Here is a 19445-nt window from a genome sequence, read left to right as displayed (position 1 = left end):
AATATTCTATATTTAATCATATTAATATTAAACCACTGAAATATACGTAATAAATACGAATATTCTAACAATCTAATAAGGAGGAAATTATGAGAAACTTTAGAATTAATGCGATGACAGTATTAATTTTGGGATTAAATGTAGCTGTAGTAAATGCTACTGATGGAAAGATTTTGAATGTCACGACAATAGATGATCCTGATAATGCAAACAAAATAGAAGCAACTAATGTTAAAGGCCCTGGCCATACTGCAGTTGGTCAGCAAAACCAAATCTATTCAATTCCTGAGTCAGAAGAAATGCGTCTTCACTACTCTCAAGAAAAAAGTAAAGGGTCTAGTTCAGCTATTGGTAACCAAAATGTAGTAAAAGGTTTTTACGCTAGTGCGGTCGGTAACAAAAACGATGTTTATGGATCACAATCACAAAGTTTTGGTTATGCGAACAAAGTTTATTCAAATAGTTCTATGGCATTCGGTGCCAGTAACATGGTTGGTGCCCAACCCGAACAAGGCTCCGATAGCAACAATAAAATACCAGCGAAAGATATTGTTACAGATAAGAATACACAATCAGGAGTTGCGCTTGGTATCAACAATACTGTCTTAGGTGATGAAAACTTGGCTCTAGGTCTATACAATCATGTAAATGGTGCAAATTCTATGGCTGTCGGTAGTGACGCTACCTCAAATGGTTTTGCTGCAATTGCACTTGGTACAGGATCTCAAGCAGGACCTGCCGAAAAAGAAAATAACTCTAAAATATTAAGCCCAATTGCAATTGGTTACTCCGCTCAAGCCACAGCAACTGAGGCTATTGCAATTGGTCCCGAAGCTAAAGCTAGTGCTGACGATGCTATTGCTATTGGTTCATCAGCAACATCTACAGGTAAAAAAAGCTTAGCTTTATCTAAAGACGCTTATGCAAAAGATGATAATTCTGTTGCTTTAGGATCAGGCACCATTACTCGTGAAGCGACACAAGAAAATGAGGCAACTGTTAACGGTATCACGTATAGTGGTTTTGCTGGTCACGATCCTTTATCCGTTGTTTCTGTTGGTTCAGACAAAAGTGAAACATATACGGTACCAGATAACATAAACGGACTTGATCGTAAAATCACAGTTACGCCACATACACGCCAAATTATTAATGTTGGTGCAGGTAAGATTTCAGCCACTTCTACCGATGCAATCAACGGTTCTCAACTTTATATGATTGCAGAACAAGTTGGCAAAAACAAAAAACTTATTGACAATATTAGTACTCTCTCTTCGGGTGCGAAACTAGAAGCTGGCGATAACATTGATGTAGAAACTCACGATGATGCTAACCAAGTAAAAACCTATAAAGTTAGTACCAAAAAAGACATCAAAGCAAATTCTTATACCATTAATAATTCCAGTATCAAAATTGATCAAAATGGAATGAATGCAGGTAACAAAAAAGTGATCAACGTTGCAAATGGTGAAAATGATAACGATGCAGTGAATGTTTCACAGTTAAATAAAGTGAAAAGTGATATGGCTAACAACACTAAAGCAATTAATACTTTAAATAAGAAAGTTAATGACTTTGACCGTAAATCTCGCGCAGGTATTGCAGGCGTTGCAGCGATTGCATCAGCTCCATCTGCACGTAAAGACGGTAGAGCCATGGTATCAACTGGGGTTGCCCATCACAGTGGTGAAAGTGCGATTGCAATCAAAGCGTCTCGTAACTCTGACAATGGACATTGGTCATCAAACGTAAATGGTGCAACAGATACTCGTGGTCAGTGGACTGTGGGGGCTGGTGTAGGTTATGAATGGTAATCTGATTTAAATCTCAAAATAATAAAGAGCCACAAAATTGTGGCTCTTTTTCTCTTCTTAAAATAATTAAAAATTTAACCGCACTTATTATAATATAAGCCACGCAAACGAATGCGCTAACAAAAATAATCATCATAATAATTTATATTAAACATTTTTAGTTAATTCTTGTGAAGAGATATTTATTTTAAGTCAGAATAATTTGAACATTAATCGACTGCTTTTAATAAATTTCTTTCATCAGCAAAAATTTAATGATTCATTATATACTTCTTGCGTAATAAAATGCTCTATTAGGCTAAATGTTATAGGCTTAAATACATAACAAAGGACTTTACCAATAAATCATTTCTAATTCATAAAGCATTCAATTACAATAGCTAGTAAGAAAACCAAACCTTAGGTAGGTAAATTCAAAGAAAATTCGGAAAGATTGTACAGGATTTTTTGCGGTTCTTAAAAATCTTCTCTTGAATTGACCGCACTTTTACTATTTTTCACGTATAATGTGTGTCTTTCATGAATAACTAAAGATAACAAAATGAGCGAATTAACCCAGTTAGCCCAACAAGAAAAAAAACAAACCTATAATTTCAATAAATTACAGAAACGTCTTCGCCGTAACGTAGGCAACGCTATTGCAGATTTTAGTATGATCGAAGATGGCGATAAAGTCATGGTATGTTTATCTGGAGGCAAAGACAGTTATACGCTTCTCGATATTTTGTTGAATTTACAGCAAAGCGCGCCGATTAAATTTGATATTGTGGCGGTGAACCTTGATCAAAAACAACCAGGTTTCCCTGAGCACGTATTGCCTGAATATTTGGAAAGTATTGGCGTCAATTATAAAATTGTACAAGAAAATACTTACGGAATTGTGAAAGAAAAAATTCCTGAGGGAAAAACAACGTGTTCGCTCTGCTCTCGCCTACGCCGTGGAATTTTATATCGTACCGCCACAGAACTTGGTGCAACCAAAATCGCTTTAGGACACCACCGAGACGATATGTTAGCGACGCTATTTTTAAATATGTTTTATGGCGGCAAAATGAAATCCATGCCGCCTAAATTAATTTCTGATGATGGCAAACAAATTGTGATTCGTCCGCTTGCTTATTGTAAAGAAAAAGATATTGAAAAATATGCCATCGCGAAAGAATTTCCGATTATTCCTTGTAATCTATGTGGCTCACAACCCAATCTTCAACGCCAAGTGGTGAAAGAAATGCTCAATACTTGGGATCGCCAATATCCGGGACGCTTAGAAACCATGTTTAGCGCAATGCAAAACATTACATTGTCACATATGTGTGATCCGAAATTATTTGATTTCAAAGGAATCAAGCATGGGCAAATAATTGATGGCATTGAAGGCGATACCGCATTTGATGAAGAACGAATCACGCCAATGCAATTTGAGGACGAAGATCAAACCGATTTTTCAAACAACGAAATGATTAACTTTAAAGAAGTAAATTAATATGTTGAATATCAATGGAATTGAAGTTGAAACTGACAAAGATGGTTATTTGCTTAATAGCCAACAATGGAACGAAAATATCGCTCACGCTATTGCGCAGTTAGAAAATATTGAATTAACAGATGCCCATTGGGAAGTGATTTACTTTGTGAGAGACTTTTATCAAGAATATAACACCTCCCCTGCCATTCGTATGTTGGTAAAAGCCATGACTGAAAAGCTTGGTGCGGATAAAGGTAACAGTCGTTATTTGCAACGCTTATTTCCTGAAGGCCCAGCAAAACAAGCCACAAAATTAGCAGGATTACCGAAACCTGCAAAATGCCTATAAAAGTGCGGTCAATTTTTTGAAAGTTTTAAACGCTTAGTCTTTTAGATTAAGCGTTTTTCTTTTTGGTTGAATTTACAATTCAAGAATAATAAGAAAAGAAAATATTTTATAAGTACTATAACGGAATCGTAGATCACGTAAATACCTTTAGCGAGGAAAAAACTTATAAAATTGTTGATGTTATTAAATAATTCAATATAAAAAAAGGGCAAAAATGCCCTTTTTTTATTTATTTATAATTACCAAGCGTAACCTACGCCGATAGTAGTAATTACATCACTATTAGTGGTTGCTGCACCAGATAATTTAAATTTCAAATTACCTTTGTCATTAAGTTTAGTATAACCTACTGCAATAGCATTTTGATTTTTAAAGTTACTTGCTGCAACAGATACCATAGATTTACCATTAACATGGATTTCAGGTAATCCAGCAATTGCAGCTGCACCAGCGATACCACTTCTCGCTTCAGTTCTGTTGTGAGAAATTTGTTTCTCTACATTACCAATACGACCTTCTAACTTAGAAACTTTATTAGCAATAGAACCAACACCAGTATTTGACTTCACAAATAATGAATACAATTGAGAACCATTCACTGCATCTGTAGATACTTCAGAAATTTCACCTGGAGCAACGTGCTTAATTTGACGTTCTTTGTCTTTAGCACCAACACTTACTACACCGTTTTCTTCAGACGGAGTACCAGCAAATGTATGAGTTTCGCCATTTAATTCCTGTGATTTAGCAGAAGCAGTAGCAGTAGTAGAACCGTCTGATTTATTACCTAAAATAACAGAATTTTTTAATGCTGTTCTAATCTCGTTACCTAATGCTACAGAATTTTCACCATAAGATAAAGTTTCACGACCGATAGCGATAGCTCCACGCATTTTCTCTTCTTGTTTAATCACTTCTTTAGAAAGTGTATTTAATTGAGTTAAAACTGTTTTAATTTCATCTGGGAAGTCTTCAAAACGAGCTACCAAATTATCTGTTGAAAGCATTCCTAAATTATACTTATCTGGACCATAACCTAGAGACTTAATTTTATACATTTGCTCTTCGTTTAAGTTATGTTTAGCTGCTAATGAGAATAAAGAGCCTTCTACTTGTTTGCCATTTTCATCAACACCTGAATATAATTTATTTAATTCAATTAACTCTTTAGATGATTTATCAATACCAGCCGCAGCACCGAAACCAATCGCTAATGAATAATTAGAATAAGCTAAAGTATTGCTACCTAAAGCTGTTGCTCCAGCAGCATAAGCTGACGCTTCAGAACCAACCGATGTTGATTTATGACCGATACCCCAACTATTTGAACCTAATGCTACGCTATCTGTATCTACAGCATTAGCACGGTAACCAACCGATGTACTTCTATAACCGATATTTGTTAGGCCTGTTAAATGACGAGTATTATCATTTGCTTCAACACCTACAGCCACTTGACCATTTTTGTTTACAAAAGAACGTGGACCAACAGCTAAATTAGAAAATGCACCTTGGGTATCTTCATCATCAATTGCTGTAGCACCTGCAACAGATACAGTACCTTTACCTTCAGCTACAGTTTTTTCACCTGAATTATTGATAACAAGCGGATCTGCTGTTTGAATAAGTTTACCTAATAATTCTTGTGCTTTTGCACGAGTTTCTTCAGTTAACCCACCCTTGTTCATTTCATCATACATTTTTTTCAACAGGTCTGCAGAAGGATTGTCTGCTGCAGGTGTTGAAGGAGTATTTGATGGTTGAGAAGCCTCAGGTGTATTAGCATTTGCTTTATCAATTGCAGCAATGATCTCATTTACTTTCTCTTTGTAAGAAGTGAGATCAAATCTTTCAATTGACTCACCTGCTTGATCAAGTAAAGCAGCAATATTATCTGGTTTTTTCTTATTGCTGTCACCCATATAACCTGACAGTTTTTGTGTCAATTTAGCTGCTTCAGCATCAACAGGGTTTAAAATTGTAACCAAGTTATCTAAGGCAGGATTACTCTCAGCGAAAGAAGATGAAGACAATCCTAAAGATAAAGCAATACTTAGCACAGCAGCTTTAAAAGTATTCTTTAACTTTCCGTGCCCCTTAGCAAGCTCAGAAGCTACAGTAGATTGTTTTGTTGTTTTATTTACAACGGTTTTAAAAATTTTATTCATAGTTACCTCTATGGTTTAATAAGAGGCTGACATTGTATAGTATTTAATGTTATAAAACAAGTCTTTTGAAGTAATTCCTAAATTTTCTTGTGTTTTTTTTAAAAAACTATAAAATCAGTATAATTTTAAACCCTAACTAACAAGGAAATGTTATGAAAATTAGTGCAAGAAACCAATTAAAAGGTAAAGTTGTTTCAATCGAAAAGGGTTCAGTAAATGCAATCGTTCACATTGATATCGGTGGCGGTAACGTGCTTTCTTCTACCGTGTCTTTAGCAGCAGTTAAAGAACTAAACTTAGAAGTTGGTAAAGAAGCATACGCAATCATCAAAGCAACTTCTGTAATGGTTGGGGTAGAATAATTTCTTCCATAAAAACAGAATTGAATATAACCGCACTTTTAAAAGTGCGGTTTTTTTATACTTTGATTTCAGCATTAAACTACTCTGTTATAAAGTAAAGACAAAAAATAACGGTGATCGCTTAAACGCTCACCGTTAAATTGAATTCACTGTTTAAACAGTAAATTATATTGGTTATTTTCGAAAAGTATTACTCTTCATTCAATAACTTTAATTCACGACTTCTTACTTGATTTTTCAAGATTTCCGCAAATTCTTCCACAGTAAATGTACCTAAATCAGCACCTTTACGGGTACGTACAGCCACTTTGCCTTCTGCGATTTCTTTATCACCGCAAACAAGCATATAAGGCACACGACGTAAAGTATGTTCACGGATTTTGAAGCCCACTTTTTCGTTGCGTAAATCAGTTTTCACGCGTAAACCTACATCGGAAAGCTGTTTTGCTACTTTCTGCACATAGTCAGCTTGACTGTCAGTTATATTCATCACAACTGCTTGGGTTGGAGCTAACCATGCTGGGAAGAAACCTGCATATTCTTCGGTAATGATACCAATGAAACGCTCAATAGAACCTAAAATCGCACGGTGAATCATGACAGGGGTTTTACGGCTATTGTCTTCAGCCACATAAGTTGCATCTAAACGACCCGGTAATGCGAAGTCTAATTGCACGGTACCACATTGCCATTCACGGCCAATGCTATCACGTAATGCGAATTCAATTTTAGGACCATAGAATGCACCTTCACCTTCTTGAATTTCATATTCAAGACCGTTATGCGCTAATGCAGCTGCAAGACCTGCTTCCGCACGATCCCACATTTCATCTGAACCGATACGATTTTCAGGGCGAGTAGAAAGTTTTACTGCGATATTAGTGAAACCAAAGGTGCTATAAATATCGTACACCATTTTGATACAGCTAGTTACTTCGCTCTCAATTTGATCTTCAGTACAGAAAATGTGCGCATCATCTTGAGTAAAGCCACGTACACGCATTAAACCGTGTAAAGAGCCTGATGGTTCATTACGGTGACAAGAACCAAATTCCGCCATACGGATTGGTAAATCACGGTAAGATTTCAAACCTTGGTTAAAGATTTGAACGTGTCCTGGGCAGTTCATCGGTTTAATTGCATATTCACGGTTTTCAGATTGAGTTGTGAACATTAAATCTGCGTAATTTTGCCAGTGACCTGTTTTTTCCCACAACACGCGATCCATCATGAACGGACCTTTCACTTCTTGATAATCGTATTGTTTTAATTTAGTACGCACAAAAGTTTCAAGTTCACGGAAAATTGTCCAGCCATCATTGTGCCAGAACACCATACCTGGCGCTTCTTCTTGCATATGATATAAATCTAATGCTTTACCAATTTTACGGTGGTCACGTTTTGCCGCTTCTTCTAAACGTGTTAAGTATTCAGCAAGTTGTTTTTTATCCGCCCAAGCCGTACCATAGATACGTTGTAACATTTTGTTTTTACTGTCACCACGCCAGTACGCACCAGCAACTTTTTGTAATTTGAAATGCTGACAGAAACGCATATTTGGCACGTGTGGGCCACGGCACATATCAATATATTCTAAATGATGATATAACGCAGGCGTGGCAGTACGTTCAATGTTTTCATCTAAAATTGCCATTTTGTATGGCTCGCCGCGTTTTTCAAAGGTATCACGCGCTTCTTGCCAAGTAACACGTTTTTTCACGACGTCATAATTGGTTTTTGCCAATTCCAACATACGTTTTTCGATTGCATCTAAATCTTCTTGCGTTAAAGAGCGGTCTAAATCAATGTCATAGTAGAAACCGTTTTCAATAGTTGGACCGATTGCCATTTTTACATCTGGGAATAATTGTTTAATAGCGTGTCCGAGCAAGTGAGCACAAGAATGACGGATAATCTCTAAACCATCTTCATCTTTTGCAGTAATAATTTCTAACGTTGCATCTTGCTCGATAACATCGCATGCATCACGACGCTCACCATTTACACGGCCAGCGATAGTGGCTTTAGCAAGACCCGCACCAATATCTTGTGCGACTTCAAGAACAGAAACAGGATGATCGAATTGACGTTGGGAACCGTCAGGTAAAGTAATAATTGGCATTGTTTTTTCCTTATACAGTGGTCACCCATACGAAAGGTGACGTGTTCGTTTAAAATTCTATAAAAATTAACCGCACTTTTGCCCTACTTGGCTTCATTCCTACCATTGAACGAGCGAAATTAGGCAAAAAATGCATGGCGAATTCTATCACTTTCTTAAGGTATTGTTAAATAAATGCACATATTTTACAGAAAGGAAATAATGTTTTTCTGGCTAGGGGCTTTATATCCTAAAAATAAAGGCTAGAATAACCGCACTTTTAAATACTCAGTTAAGGAATAAAAATGAGCAACGTATTAGTATTAAAATCTAGCATTTCAGGAAATAACTCCCAGACCAATCAATTGGCTGATTATGTTATCGAAAAATTACAAAGTAATAACATTATCGTACGCGATCTAGCCCAACAACCACTTCCATATTTTGATGCCAAAGCAGCAACAGCTGTACGTGGTGAACCTAAAAATAATGAAGAAAAACAACTTCTTGCCCTTTCCGATGAATTAGTCTCCGAATTAAAAAATGCAGAGACTTTAGTTATTGGCGCACCAATGTATAATCTTGGCATCCCAACACAATTAAAAACTTATTTTGATTTTATCGCACGTCCACGCGTCACTTTCCAATATACGGCAAATGGACCAGAAGGCTTATTAAAAGGCAAAAATGCCATTGTGTTATGTGCATTTGGCGGGTTGTATGATGAAGAAAATTTAGTAACGCAATATATGAAATCAATTTTAGGTTTTATCGGTATCACAGATGTGCAATTTGTTTATGCACAAGGCATTGGATTCGGACCAGAAGCAATTGAAAAAGCCCAAGCTTCTGCAAAAAATAAAATTAATGAAATTGTAGCAGCCCTTTAATCCTCAGATAACCTACAAAACATAGGAAGGTTTATTACAAAAAAGTGCGGTGATTTACCGCACTTTTCTTCTTATTTTTTCCGTTCAACCCATTTTCCATTGGTGAAATCAACAATCCATTTCGTCGCTTTTCCATCTTTTTCAGAAGTCACATATTGTTTCTTCTCTTTACGACTAAAACGAACAATCGCTTCATTCCCTTCTGGGTCTTTTTGTGGTGCATCTGCTAAATAAGCTAATTTTTCAGGCAAACGCTCGCGATATTGCACAAGTTCAGCGATTTTAACTGGGCGTGTTTCGCGGGATTTCGGGAAGTTATGTGCTGACATAAATACACCACTCGCACCATCACGCAATACAAAATATGCATCAGATTTTTCACATTTTAACTCAGGGAAATGCACTGGCTCTTCTTTAGGTGGTGCGACTTCGCCATTTTTCAAAATTTTGCGCGTGTTATCACAATTTGTACATCCCATATACTTGCCAAAACGACCAAGTTTTAAATGCATATCTGCACCGCACTTATCACACTCAACAACAGGGCCATCATAACCTTTAATTTTGAATGAGCCTTCTTCAATCAAATATCCATCACAATTTGGATTATTACCGCAAATATGGATTTTACGATGGGCATCGATGACATAGCTGTCCATTGCCGTTCCACATTTTGTACAACGTTTACGATCCATTAATGCTTTGGTTTCTGAAGATTCATCTAAAACGTTCAATAATTCCGCTTCGGGAATTAAATTAATCGTCGTTTTGCATCGCTCTTTTGGCGGCAATGCATAACCTGTACATCCTAAAAACACCCCTGTGCTTGCCGTACGAATTGCCATATTTCTGCCACAGGTTGGGCATTTAATATCGGTTTCCACAAGGCTATTTGGGCGCATGCCACCTTCAAGTTCATCCAATTCAGCTTTAGAAAGCTGGCTAGAAAAATCCTTAAAGAATTGATTTAATTCAGTTTTCCAATTCACTGAACCAGAGGCAATTTTATCTAAGGTATCTTCCATATTCGCGGTGAAATCATAATTCATTAATTCGCCAAAAGATTCATTGAGGCGATCAGTCACAATTTCGCCCATCTTTTCTGCATAGAAACGACGATTTTCAGTACGAACATAACCACGTTCTTGAATGGTGGAAATAATTGCCGCATAAGTGGAAGGACGGCCAATACCACGTTTTTCCAATTCTTTTACTAAAGCTGCTTCAGTAAAACGAGCGGGTGGTTTAGTAAAGTGTTGGGTTGGTTGCACTTCTTTTAAAACAAGTTTTTCCGAAACAGCAACTGAAGGCAATTCTTGATCTTCAGGATTTTTGCCTATTTGTGGCAATACTTTTGTCCAACCATCAAAACGTAAAATTCGGCCTTTTGCTTTCAAGGTATAATCACCTGCTGACACAGTCAATGTACTGCTATCATATTGTGCAGGTGGCATTTGACATGCTAAGAATTGACGCCAAATTAAATCATAAAGGCGTACCGCATCTTTTTCCATTCCCTCTAAGGATTCAGGCAATGCTCGAATATCTGATGGGCGAATAGCCTCGTGCGCCTCTTGCGCATTTTCTTTACTAGAATAGAAATTTGGTTTTTCTGGTAAATATTGTGCACCAAAATGATTTTCAATATAGCTACGTGCCATATTAAGCGCATCTTGACTCAAATTGGTTGAATCCGTACGCATATAAGTAATGTAACCCGCTTCATATAAACGTTGGGCTAACATCATTGTCTTCTTAACACCAAATCCCAAGCGAGTACTTGCAGTTTGTTGAAGCGTTGACGTAATAAATGGTGCACGAGGGCGAGAACTTGTTGGCTTAGTTTCTAAATCTGTGACAACGTAATCGGAAATATTCAGAAAATCTACCGCACTTTGCGCTTCTTTTTGATTTTTTGGATCAAATTTCTTGCCTTTATAATCCGTTACGTCCAAGCGTATAGCTTGTTTATTTTGATTATTCGTAAGGACGGCAACTTCCCAATATTCTTCAGGCTGGAAGGCTTTAATTTCACGCTCGCGTTCTACTAATAATTTAACCGCAACCGATTGAACTCGACCAGCAGAAAGCCCGCGAGCAACTTTTTTCCAAAGTAGCGGAGATACCATAAAGCCCACTACTCTATCTAAAAAGCGACGAGTTTGTTGAGCATTAACACGATCCATATTTAATTGTTCAGGCTTTTCAAAAGCCTGTTTAATGGCATTTTTAGTGATTTCGTTAAACACTACACGGCTAAATCGCTCATCATCGCCACCAATCACCTCGCGTAAATGCCATGCAATCGCTTCCCCTTCTCTATCCAAGTCGGTTGCGAGATAAATATGATCTGCTTTTTTAGCAAGCGATTTTAATTCGGAAACTACTTTTTCTTTACCAGGCAAAATCTGATAATTTGCTTTCCAATCGTGATAAGGATCAATCCCCATACGTTTAACTAAGACATTACGTTCCTTCTCTGCCTTAATCTTTGCTTTTTCTTCAGCATCCATACCTTTGGTTGAAATTGGTTTAGCTTTTTCACCTGTACTAGAACCAACCGTCGGCAAATCACGAATATGTCCAACACTAGATTTCACCACATATTGGCTACCTAAATATTTATTGATGGTCTTTGCTTTTGCCGGCGACTCCACAATCACCAAGGATTTACTCATTTGATTACCTAATATCACTAGTATTTTGTAAAATTGGCGGTATAGTGCAAAGTTATGTAGGCAAAATCAAGTACTTTTTGAAAAAAGGGTTATAAATGGATAAACTCAACGCGATTTCTATTTTCTGCAAAGTCATTGAAACCCAAAGTTTTACATTGGCAGCAAAGCAACAAAATATTTCTGTGGCGATGGCAAGCAAATTAGTTTCACAGTTAGAAGAACATTTAAAAACACGATTGTTACAACGTACCACCAGAAAAATTATGCCTACTGAGGCGGGGATGATGTATTACCAACGCTGTCAAGGAATTTTGCTTGATTTAGATGAAGCAGATTCTAGCATCACTCACCTCACTAGCTCATTACAAGGAAATTTACTTATTTCTGTTCCTCGTGATTTTGGTTTACTTTTCATCGTACCGAATTTACCGCTATTTATTGCTGAACATCCCAATCTGCATGTTGAAATTGAGTTTAATGACAAAAAAATTGACCTTGTGACAGAGGGCTATGATCTTGCATTACGTATCGGCCATATGGCGGACAGTTCTCTTGTATCACGCAAAATCAGCACAAATACGCTACACTTTGTGGCATCACCAAGCTATCTTGAGGCAAATGGCATCCCACAAACACCTGATGATTTAGAACATCACAATGGCTTACTTTATAAAAATGCAATGAATCACGTAAATTGGGTTGGCTCACACATAAATCAAACACAGCGTTTCAAAATCCAATCAAAGGTTGTAAGCAATAGTGGTTTAGCCTTATTAGAAATGGCAAAAGCAGGACTAGGCATTGTGAATTTACCTAGATTTATTATTGGTCAATCTCTCGAAAAAGGTGAACTGATTGAAATATTACCAGAATATAAACAACAAAAATTAGAAATTCATGTGGTCTATCCGAATAGAAGACATTTACCAATAAAAGTGCGGGCATTTATTGAATTTTTATCTGGCTTAGGCTTGTGTTCAGAAATTTTGGAAAATCCTAAAGATAGTCACTAAACGCTATAAAAAAATACCGCACTTAGGCAACCCCAAGTGCGGTTATTTTTATGCGTGTTTTTATAATGCTTTTAAGATGTCTTCAACACGATCTTTTGCATCACCAAAGAGCATTTGTGTATTCTCTTTGAAGAATAATGGGTTTTGTACGCCAGCATACCCCACAGCCATTGAACGTTTGAACACAATCACATTTTGTGCTTTCCATACTTCCAACACAGGCATTCCCGCGATTGGACTATTTGGATCTTCCATCGCAGCTGGGTTTACCGTATCGTTCGCACCGATAACCAATACCACATCGGTATCAGCGAAATCATCATTGATTTCATCCATTTCAAGTACGACATCGTAAGGCACTTTTGCTTCAGCTAAAAGCACGTTCATGTGTCCCGGTAAACGTCCTGCAACAGGGTGAATACCAAAACGAACGTTCACACCACGTTCACGCAATTTTGCTGTAATATCAGCGACGGGATATTGTGCTTGTGCAACAGCCATACCATATCCTGGCGTGATAATCACAGAACTTGCATTTTTCAACAATTCAGCCACTTCTTCTGCCGTAGTTTCACGGTGTTCACCTTGTTCTTCGCTTGAAGAAACTTGAACATCGTTACCAAAACCACCTGCAATTACGCTCACAAATGAACGGTTCATTGCTTTACACATGATGTAAGAAAGGATTGCACCAGAAGAACCAACAAGTGCGCCAGTTACGATGAGCAAATCATTATTCAACATAAAACCTGCTGCAGCCGCTGCCCAACCAGAATATGAGTTAAGCATTGATACCACAACTGGCATATCTGCTCCACCGATTGATGCCACTAAGTGCCATCCAAATGCAAGCGCAATCGCTGTCATTAATAACACAGGGAAAATGCTTTCTGGATTATTTAAGAATGCAACCATCAATAATGCAGATACCACAAGTGCGGCTAAATTTAATTTATGGCGATGTGGCAACATTAATGCTTTTGAATTAATTTTTCCGCTTAATTTACCAAATGCAACAACAGAACCAGTGAAAGTTACTGCACCGATAAAGATACCTAAAAATACTTCAACATTATGAATATTCGTTAATACTGCTTGCTCTGCTACAAATGCGGCTTGTGCTGCTGCATCTAATCCTTCTGGCATTAACGCCTCATGGTGTAAACCATAACTATTAAAACCTACAAGCACAGCTGCTAAACCGACGAAACTGTGAAGAATTGCCACAAGTTCTGGCATTTCAGTCATTTCTACTTTTAATGCACGTTGAACACCGATTGCACCACCGATGATCATTGCAATAATGATCCAAAATGTTCCTTCAGAATGAGGTCCAAAAATGGTTGCGATAAGGGCAATTGTCATACCAACAATACCGAACCAACAACCCGCTTTAGCAGTTTCATGTTTAGAAAGTCCTGCCAAGCTCATAATGAAAAGTAATGCTGCTAAAATATACGCAGCCTGTACTAAACCTTCAGACATTGTGCGCTCCTTAACCTTTTCTAAACATTGCTAACATACGTTGTGTGACACGGAAGCCACCAAAAATATTGATGCTTGCCACCAAAATCGCCACAAAAGCTAACGCATCGATAAATAGATTGCCTGTTGGCTGACGAATTTGTAATAACGCCCCTACAATAATAATGCCTGAAATTGCATTTGTTACTGCCATTAATGGTGTGTGAAGTGCATGGCTAACATTCCAAACCACGTAATAACCCACCACACAAGCTAAAACAAATACGGTGAAATGTGATAAAAATGCAGCGGGCGCAACAGAAGCTAACCAAAGGAATAACACGCCAATACCTGCCATCACACCGTATTTCACACGAGGATCTGTTGGTTTAGATTCTTTTTTCTCTGCCACTGGTGTAGCTTTGGTTTCTTGTTTTGGTTGTGCAGACACTTGAATTTGTGCTGGTGGAATTTCTTCCCCATCACGAACAACGGTTACACCACGAAGAACCACATCTTCAAAATCAATATTGATCTTGCCATCTTTCTCTTTGCACAAAAGTTTTAATAAATTGACTAAGTTTGTGCCATAAAGTTGAGAAGATTGCGTTGGTAAACGGCTTGGGAAATCTGTATAACCAATCACTTTCACTTGATTTTCAGTTGTAACAACTTTCCCTGCTTGTGTATATTCACAGTTACCGCCAGTTGCAGCGGCTAAATCCACAATCACCGAACCTGGTTTCATTGAATCCACCATTTCTTTGGTGATTAAACGAGGCGCTGGTTTACCCGGAATGGCTGCCGTAGTAATAATAATATCGACTTCTTTAGCTTGTTCTGCGTAAAGCTCCATTGCACGACGGTTAAATTCTTCCGACATTACTTTCGCATAACCATCACCACTGCCGCCTTCTTCTTTAAAATCAATTTCTAAGAAGCTTGCACCCATACTTTGAACTTGCTCTTTCACTTCAGGACGAGAGTCAAAAGCACGAACAATCGCCCCAAGGCTATTTGCTGCACCAATTGCCGCCAAACCAGCCACACCAGCACCAATCACCAACACTTTTGCTGGTGGAACTTTACCTGCCGCAGTAATTTGCCCAGTAAAGAAGCTACCGAATTCATGCGCAGCTTCAATCACAGCACGATAACCAGAAATATTCGCCATAGAAGAAAGCGCATCCAATGCTTGCGCACGAGAAATACGAGGCACCGCATCCATTGCTAACACATTAATTTTCTTCGCGGTGAGTTTTTTCATTAACTCAGGATTTTGCATACGCCAAATAAAGCTCACAAGCGTTGCGCCTTCCTTCATTTGAGCGATTTCTTCATCTGTCGGTGCATTTACTTTGAAGATAATATCCGATTGCCAAATTTCAGCCGACGTACCGATCTTCGCGCCTGCTTCTAAAAATGCTTGATCTTCAAAACTAGCTTTAAAACCTGCATCGTGTTCCACGATCACGTCAAAGCCCAATTTAAATATTTGCTGAACCGTTTTCGGCGTTGCCGCCACACGGCTCTCATTCTCAAGCAGCTCTCTAGGTACACCAATTAACATACTGTTTCCCTCTGATTGATGATTGGGTTGATGAGATTAATGAACAAACCTTCGCCTATTCATCGTTAAAATGACAAAAAGTCAAACGGATACAACTGTATCATTGATTGAATGAAAATAGGTAACGTTTTTAAGTGGTTTTACAAGATATTGTGATAGGGATCACGAAAAATCCCACATAAAAAACATCTCAAAAATTTACCGCACAGTTAACTTTTCCTCTCATTTTTATTTTTTCTAATAGATCTGTATAATATTTGCCCTTTGAATATAAACGATTGAAGGAGAAAAGCATGATAAAACCAGATACTTTACCGCAATTTTTGCGTAATAAAGTCGAGGAAAATGATGCCTTTGGTCTTGTGGAAGGGCTGTGTCAATTATTACGTAGTAGCCCTACAGAAAAAATTTCTCCAACCTTACATCTATTTAAGTTTATCTTAAAGAACGACAAAGAATTAGGCTGTTCTGTTTCGAAATTATTATGTGGTTGGTTATGTGGTTTACGCCTTTATCCCTTGTTTATTAGTAGCGGTATTCTTACACGTGGCGGTTTGGGCAAGAAATGAAAACGCGTATTTATGAGCGTTTTAACCCCTCTTTTAAAGATATTAATGATTTACGTGATATTTTTTATTTATTGTTTAGCGATAAAAATGATGCGTGCTGGATTGATGCCGTTCCCTTAAAAACATGGCGAGGCGTATTTGGCGTTTTAACCCGTTATACAGAACAAAAAGATCGTGAACGTTTAAAAAATCATATTGAAAGTGAAGGGATATTTGCCATAGAGATGCTTTCAATTTGGATTGCGGCTGAAGATATGGACCCTGATCTGATGCGAATGGAGCCCTCTCTGTTGAATGCTGATTCCCCTTTTGTCGCATTGCACCATGAAGTGGTGAATTGGTTACAGGCGCGCCGCCAATCAACCGTTTTTGATGATAGTCATTTACAGGTAATGTTTAGCCAATGTAAAAGACTGGTTGAACGTTTGCAAAAACGTGGAGCAATGATGGGCTCTTCTTTAAATACGGCTTATTTATTGGAGCGTCTTTCTCAGACCTTAGAACGATTAGAAACCTTGATGGCGATTTTTGTTTCAAATCGCTATTTACCACGCCGAATATTGTTATTAACTGGCTGTTTTGCCCGCGCAGCAGCAGAAAAACATAGTATCACCCGATTATGGAAACAAAGCTCAAAATTAATTTCACGTAGCATTACCCAAAATGCGGGTGACCACGGCGAGCATTACATTACGCGAGATAAAAAAGAGTACTGGGCAATGTTTTATTCTGCTGCAGGTGGTGGTGTATTAATTGCACTGATGGCGCTATTTAAAATCTATCTAGGTAGCATTATTGATGACAAAGTCTGGAAAGGGGTTGCCGAAGGCTTAAATTACGGCTTAGGTTTTATGGTGATCTTTATGTTGCATTTTACGGTAGCGACGAAACAGCCAGCCATGACTGCAGCCCGTTTTGCTGAGGCTGTTGAGAAAACGCCTCAAGGTAAAAGCGTCAATATGAAATTAGCCCAATTATTAGTGGATGTATTTCGCTCTCAAAGTATTGCGGTGCTAGGCAATGTACTTATTGCGATGGGATTGGCTGCATTGATTGCTTTTGGTTACCAATATAAAACAGGTGAGCCGTTGATGAACTCCGAGCAAATCGCTTATCAGTTGCATAGTATTGATCCTTTTGCGGGAACCTTATGGTTTGCAGCCATTGCGGGTGTATGGTTATTCTGTTCAGGGATTATTTCGGGTTATTTTGATAACCGCAGCAATTATTTGAATATGCGTATGCGTTTAACGCAACATCCGTTATTGAAAAAATTAATGTCTGAGAAATCTCGCGTTAAATTTGCGAATTATATGCATGAGAATTATGGCTCGCTTATCGGTAACCTTTGCTTTGGTATGCTGCTTGGTCTTACGGGTGTGGTAGGTTACTTAACGCACCTTCCGTTAGATATTCGTCATGTGGCATTTTCATCTGCGAATGTAGGCTATATTGCTGTGAGCGGACAATTCACCTACTCATTGCTTTTACAATGCATTGGTTTTGTATTGTTGATTGGTTTAGTGAATTTAATTGTCAGTTTTTCATTAACACTTTGGGTTGCACTGCGTTCTTTGAATGCGGAAATTGAGAGCTGGTGGCCAATTTGGCATGAAGTTTGCCAAATTGTGAAAAAACGACCATTGAGTTTATTTCTTCCCGTTCAATTAGATAAATAATCGTCTTAAGTGCGGTCAAATTTTAAGAGATTTTAAGACCGTACTTTGATTAGAATCCTATCCCCCACGATGGCGCGCGTCTCCTGACGCGTGCCTAAAATATCAATTTCATTTAATGATGATTTTACTATTTTCATTCACAACTTCAGTTTGTTTATTTTTTAGAGCGATACAAGCACGCGTCAGGAGACGCGCGCTATCTGGGGTTCAGATTATTTGATGAGAGTTGTAACAGGCCATCTTCTCCTTTCACATGGAAAAGCGCTTTACGAGCCAGTGTCGTTTCACTACGTTGGAAATGAGATAAGCCCACCTTTGTCGTCATCGTGGTACTTTCGTGATTTAAATCACCACCCACATCCACCAAGAGGGAGCGCTCAGCTTCCACTTTACCACCGATATTATCGAAGTTATTCGTAGTGTTGATATCTACTTTATCACCCGTAATAGTGCCTGCGTTGAATAAGCTTTCGGTATTTAATAACGTAAGCTTACGGCCTGCAATCGTGCCGCTATTGGTTAAACGGTTACTCCGTAAATCAATCACATCCGCTGAAATCAACGAGCCTTCGCCATTTAAGTCGCCTTTCTGTGCCATGGCATAGACACGAGGTGACATTACTTTGACTTGTTTTCCGCTTGGTAGTGTTACTACGCGAAGTTGGATGTGAAATTATAAAACTCACTTAACATAAGTCGTTGAAAATACAAAAGTGCGGTCAATTTTTGAGAAGTTTTAAAACTCTTTTAAAATTAACCGCACTTTATTGGTTTCATTTAGAAGTTATCTTTAATAAATTCAGGTGGAATACTATCTGATAACCATACTTTCTCATTACCTATATAAAACTTAATGCCTTTAGATTGAGCTAATTCTGTATCAATAGTCAAAAGAATTGTCTCTCCTTTTTTTCTATCCCCGACCAATTTTGCTGTCTCAATATCCTCAGATAAATGTACATATTGACGAGACATCGGCTTCAATCCATTTAATTTAATATCATCTAAATAATTTATACTCGTCCCATGGTATAAATACTTTGGTGGATAACCAATTTCTTTAGAAATTTTCATTGGAATTGAATGACCATAAAAAGCTCTTATTTTCCCATTTTTAATCTCATGTCTTTTCTTTTCCGATAGGTTGATCATTTTAACTAAATCGTCTTCGGTTAACGTATTCCATTTTTCATCACTATTTCTAAATGATGAAATTAATTGTTCAACAGAAACCCAACCTTCAGAATCCAGTTCTAATTCATATTCCCATGGCGCATGACGAAGCGCATAGGAAACTTCTTTACTTAAATTTAAATAGTCCAT

The 19445-nt window shown here is 37.8% G+C and carries 13 protein-coding genes and 1 pseudogene; 7 read left to right on the top strand and 7 right to left on the bottom strand.

Annotated features, from left to right (window positions below):
- The first annotated feature begins 89 nt into the window (after positions 1-89).
- The 3 genes from AC6H0J_RS06430 (at position 90) to AC6H0J_RS06420 (ending at position 3628) form a co-directional block, all read left to right on the top strand.
- Positions 90-1814: a YadA-like family protein gene (locus AC6H0J_RS06430; protein WP_497513210.1), complete on the top strand. Its 1725-nt coding sequence runs from the start codon at positions 90-92 to the stop codon at positions 1812-1814.
- 541 nt (positions 1815-2355) lie between these two features.
- Complete coding sequence (gene ttcA, locus AC6H0J_RS06425; protein WP_497513208.1) at positions 2356-3297, top strand: tRNA 2-thiocytidine(32) synthetase TtcA; 942 nt, start codon at positions 2356-2358, stop codon at positions 3295-3297.
- 1 nt (position 3298) lies between these two features.
- Positions 3299-3628, top strand: coding sequence for a TusE/DsrC/DsvC family sulfur relay protein (locus AC6H0J_RS06420; protein WP_497513206.1), 330 nt, complete (start codon positions 3299-3301; stop codon positions 3626-3628).
- A gap of 239 nt (positions 3629-3867) precedes the next feature.
- Here the strand turns inward: AC6H0J_RS06420 and AC6H0J_RS06415 are convergent, their stop codons facing one another.
- On the bottom strand, positions 3868-5796 hold the full coding sequence (locus tag AC6H0J_RS06415; protein ID WP_497513205.1) for a YadA-like family protein: 1929 nt from the start codon (positions 5794-5796) through the stop codon (positions 3868-3870).
- A 152-nt stretch (positions 5797-5948) separates the two neighbouring features.
- Here AC6H0J_RS06415 and AC6H0J_RS06410 point away from each other — a divergent pair, with 152 nt between their 5' ends.
- Positions 5949-6158 carry a TOBE domain-containing protein gene (locus tag AC6H0J_RS06410; protein ID WP_046953151.1) on the top strand — a complete coding sequence of 70 codons (210 nt, stop codon included), beginning with the start codon at positions 5949-5951 and terminating at the stop codon, positions 6156-6158.
- 190 nt (positions 6159-6348) lie between these two features.
- Here the strand turns inward: AC6H0J_RS06410 and thrS are convergent, their stop codons facing one another.
- Positions 6349-8280: a threonine--tRNA ligase gene (gene thrS, locus AC6H0J_RS06405; protein WP_497513203.1), complete on the bottom strand. Its 1932-nt coding sequence runs from the start codon at positions 8278-8280 to the stop codon at positions 6349-6351.
- Between the two features lie 284 nt (positions 8281-8564).
- On the opposite strand from thrS, the gene AC6H0J_RS06400 reads away from it, so the two are divergent.
- The gene (locus AC6H0J_RS06400) at positions 8565-9149 is read left to right on the top strand and encodes an FMN-dependent NADH-azoreductase (RefSeq protein ID WP_497513201.1); all 585 of its coding nucleotides are present in this window, start codon (positions 8565-8567) and stop codon (positions 9147-9149) included.
- Positions 9150-9220: 71 nt separating this feature from the next.
- Here the strand turns inward: AC6H0J_RS06400 and topA are convergent, their stop codons facing one another.
- Positions 9221-11827: a type I DNA topoisomerase gene (gene topA / locus AC6H0J_RS06395; protein WP_497513200.1), complete on the bottom strand. Its 2607-nt coding sequence runs from the start codon at positions 11825-11827 to the stop codon at positions 9221-9223.
- Positions 11828-11922: 95 nt separating this feature from the next.
- On the opposite strand from topA, the gene AC6H0J_RS06390 reads away from it, so the two are divergent.
- The gene (locus tag AC6H0J_RS06390) at positions 11923-12840 is read left to right on the top strand and encodes a LysR family transcriptional regulator (RefSeq protein WP_497513198.1); all 918 of its coding nucleotides are present in this window, start codon (positions 11923-11925) and stop codon (positions 12838-12840) included.
- 60 nt (positions 12841-12900) lie between these two features.
- Here the strand turns inward: AC6H0J_RS06390 and pntB are convergent, their stop codons facing one another.
- Entirely contained in the window at positions 12901-14325 is a 1425-nt protein-coding gene (pntB, locus tag AC6H0J_RS06385) for a Re/Si-specific NAD(P)(+) transhydrogenase subunit beta (RefSeq protein ID WP_005637794.1), read from the bottom strand.
- A gap of 10 nt (positions 14326-14335) precedes the next feature.
- On the bottom strand, positions 14336-15874 hold the full coding sequence (pntA, locus tag AC6H0J_RS06380; RefSeq protein WP_497513196.1) for a Re/Si-specific NAD(P)(+) transhydrogenase subunit alpha: 1539 nt from the start codon (positions 15872-15874) through the stop codon (positions 14336-14338).
- A gap of 293 nt (positions 15875-16167) precedes the next feature.
- On the opposite strand from pntA, the pseudogene AC6H0J_RS06375 reads away from it, so the two are divergent.
- Positions 16168-18122: pseudogene (locus tag AC6H0J_RS06375) on the top strand (site-specific recombinase).
- 196 nt (positions 18123-18318) lie between these two features.
- Here AC6H0J_RS06375 and AC6H0J_RS06370 read toward each other — a convergent pair.
- Positions 18319-18741, bottom strand: a complete 423-nt coding sequence (locus tag AC6H0J_RS06370; RefSeq protein WP_497513194.1) for a hypothetical protein — start codon at positions 18739-18741, stop codon at positions 18319-18321.
- A 158-nt stretch (positions 18742-18899) separates the two neighbouring features.
- On the bottom strand, positions 18900-19445 hold the full coding sequence (locus AC6H0J_RS06365; protein WP_497513192.1) for an RNA 2'-phosphotransferase: 546 nt from the start codon (positions 19443-19445) through the stop codon (positions 18900-18902).

This window comes from Haemophilus sp. THUN1691 (genome assembly GCF_059704425.1).
Note: the sequence above shows the minus strand (reverse complement) of the source record. Positions and strands in the feature narration are given on the sequence as shown.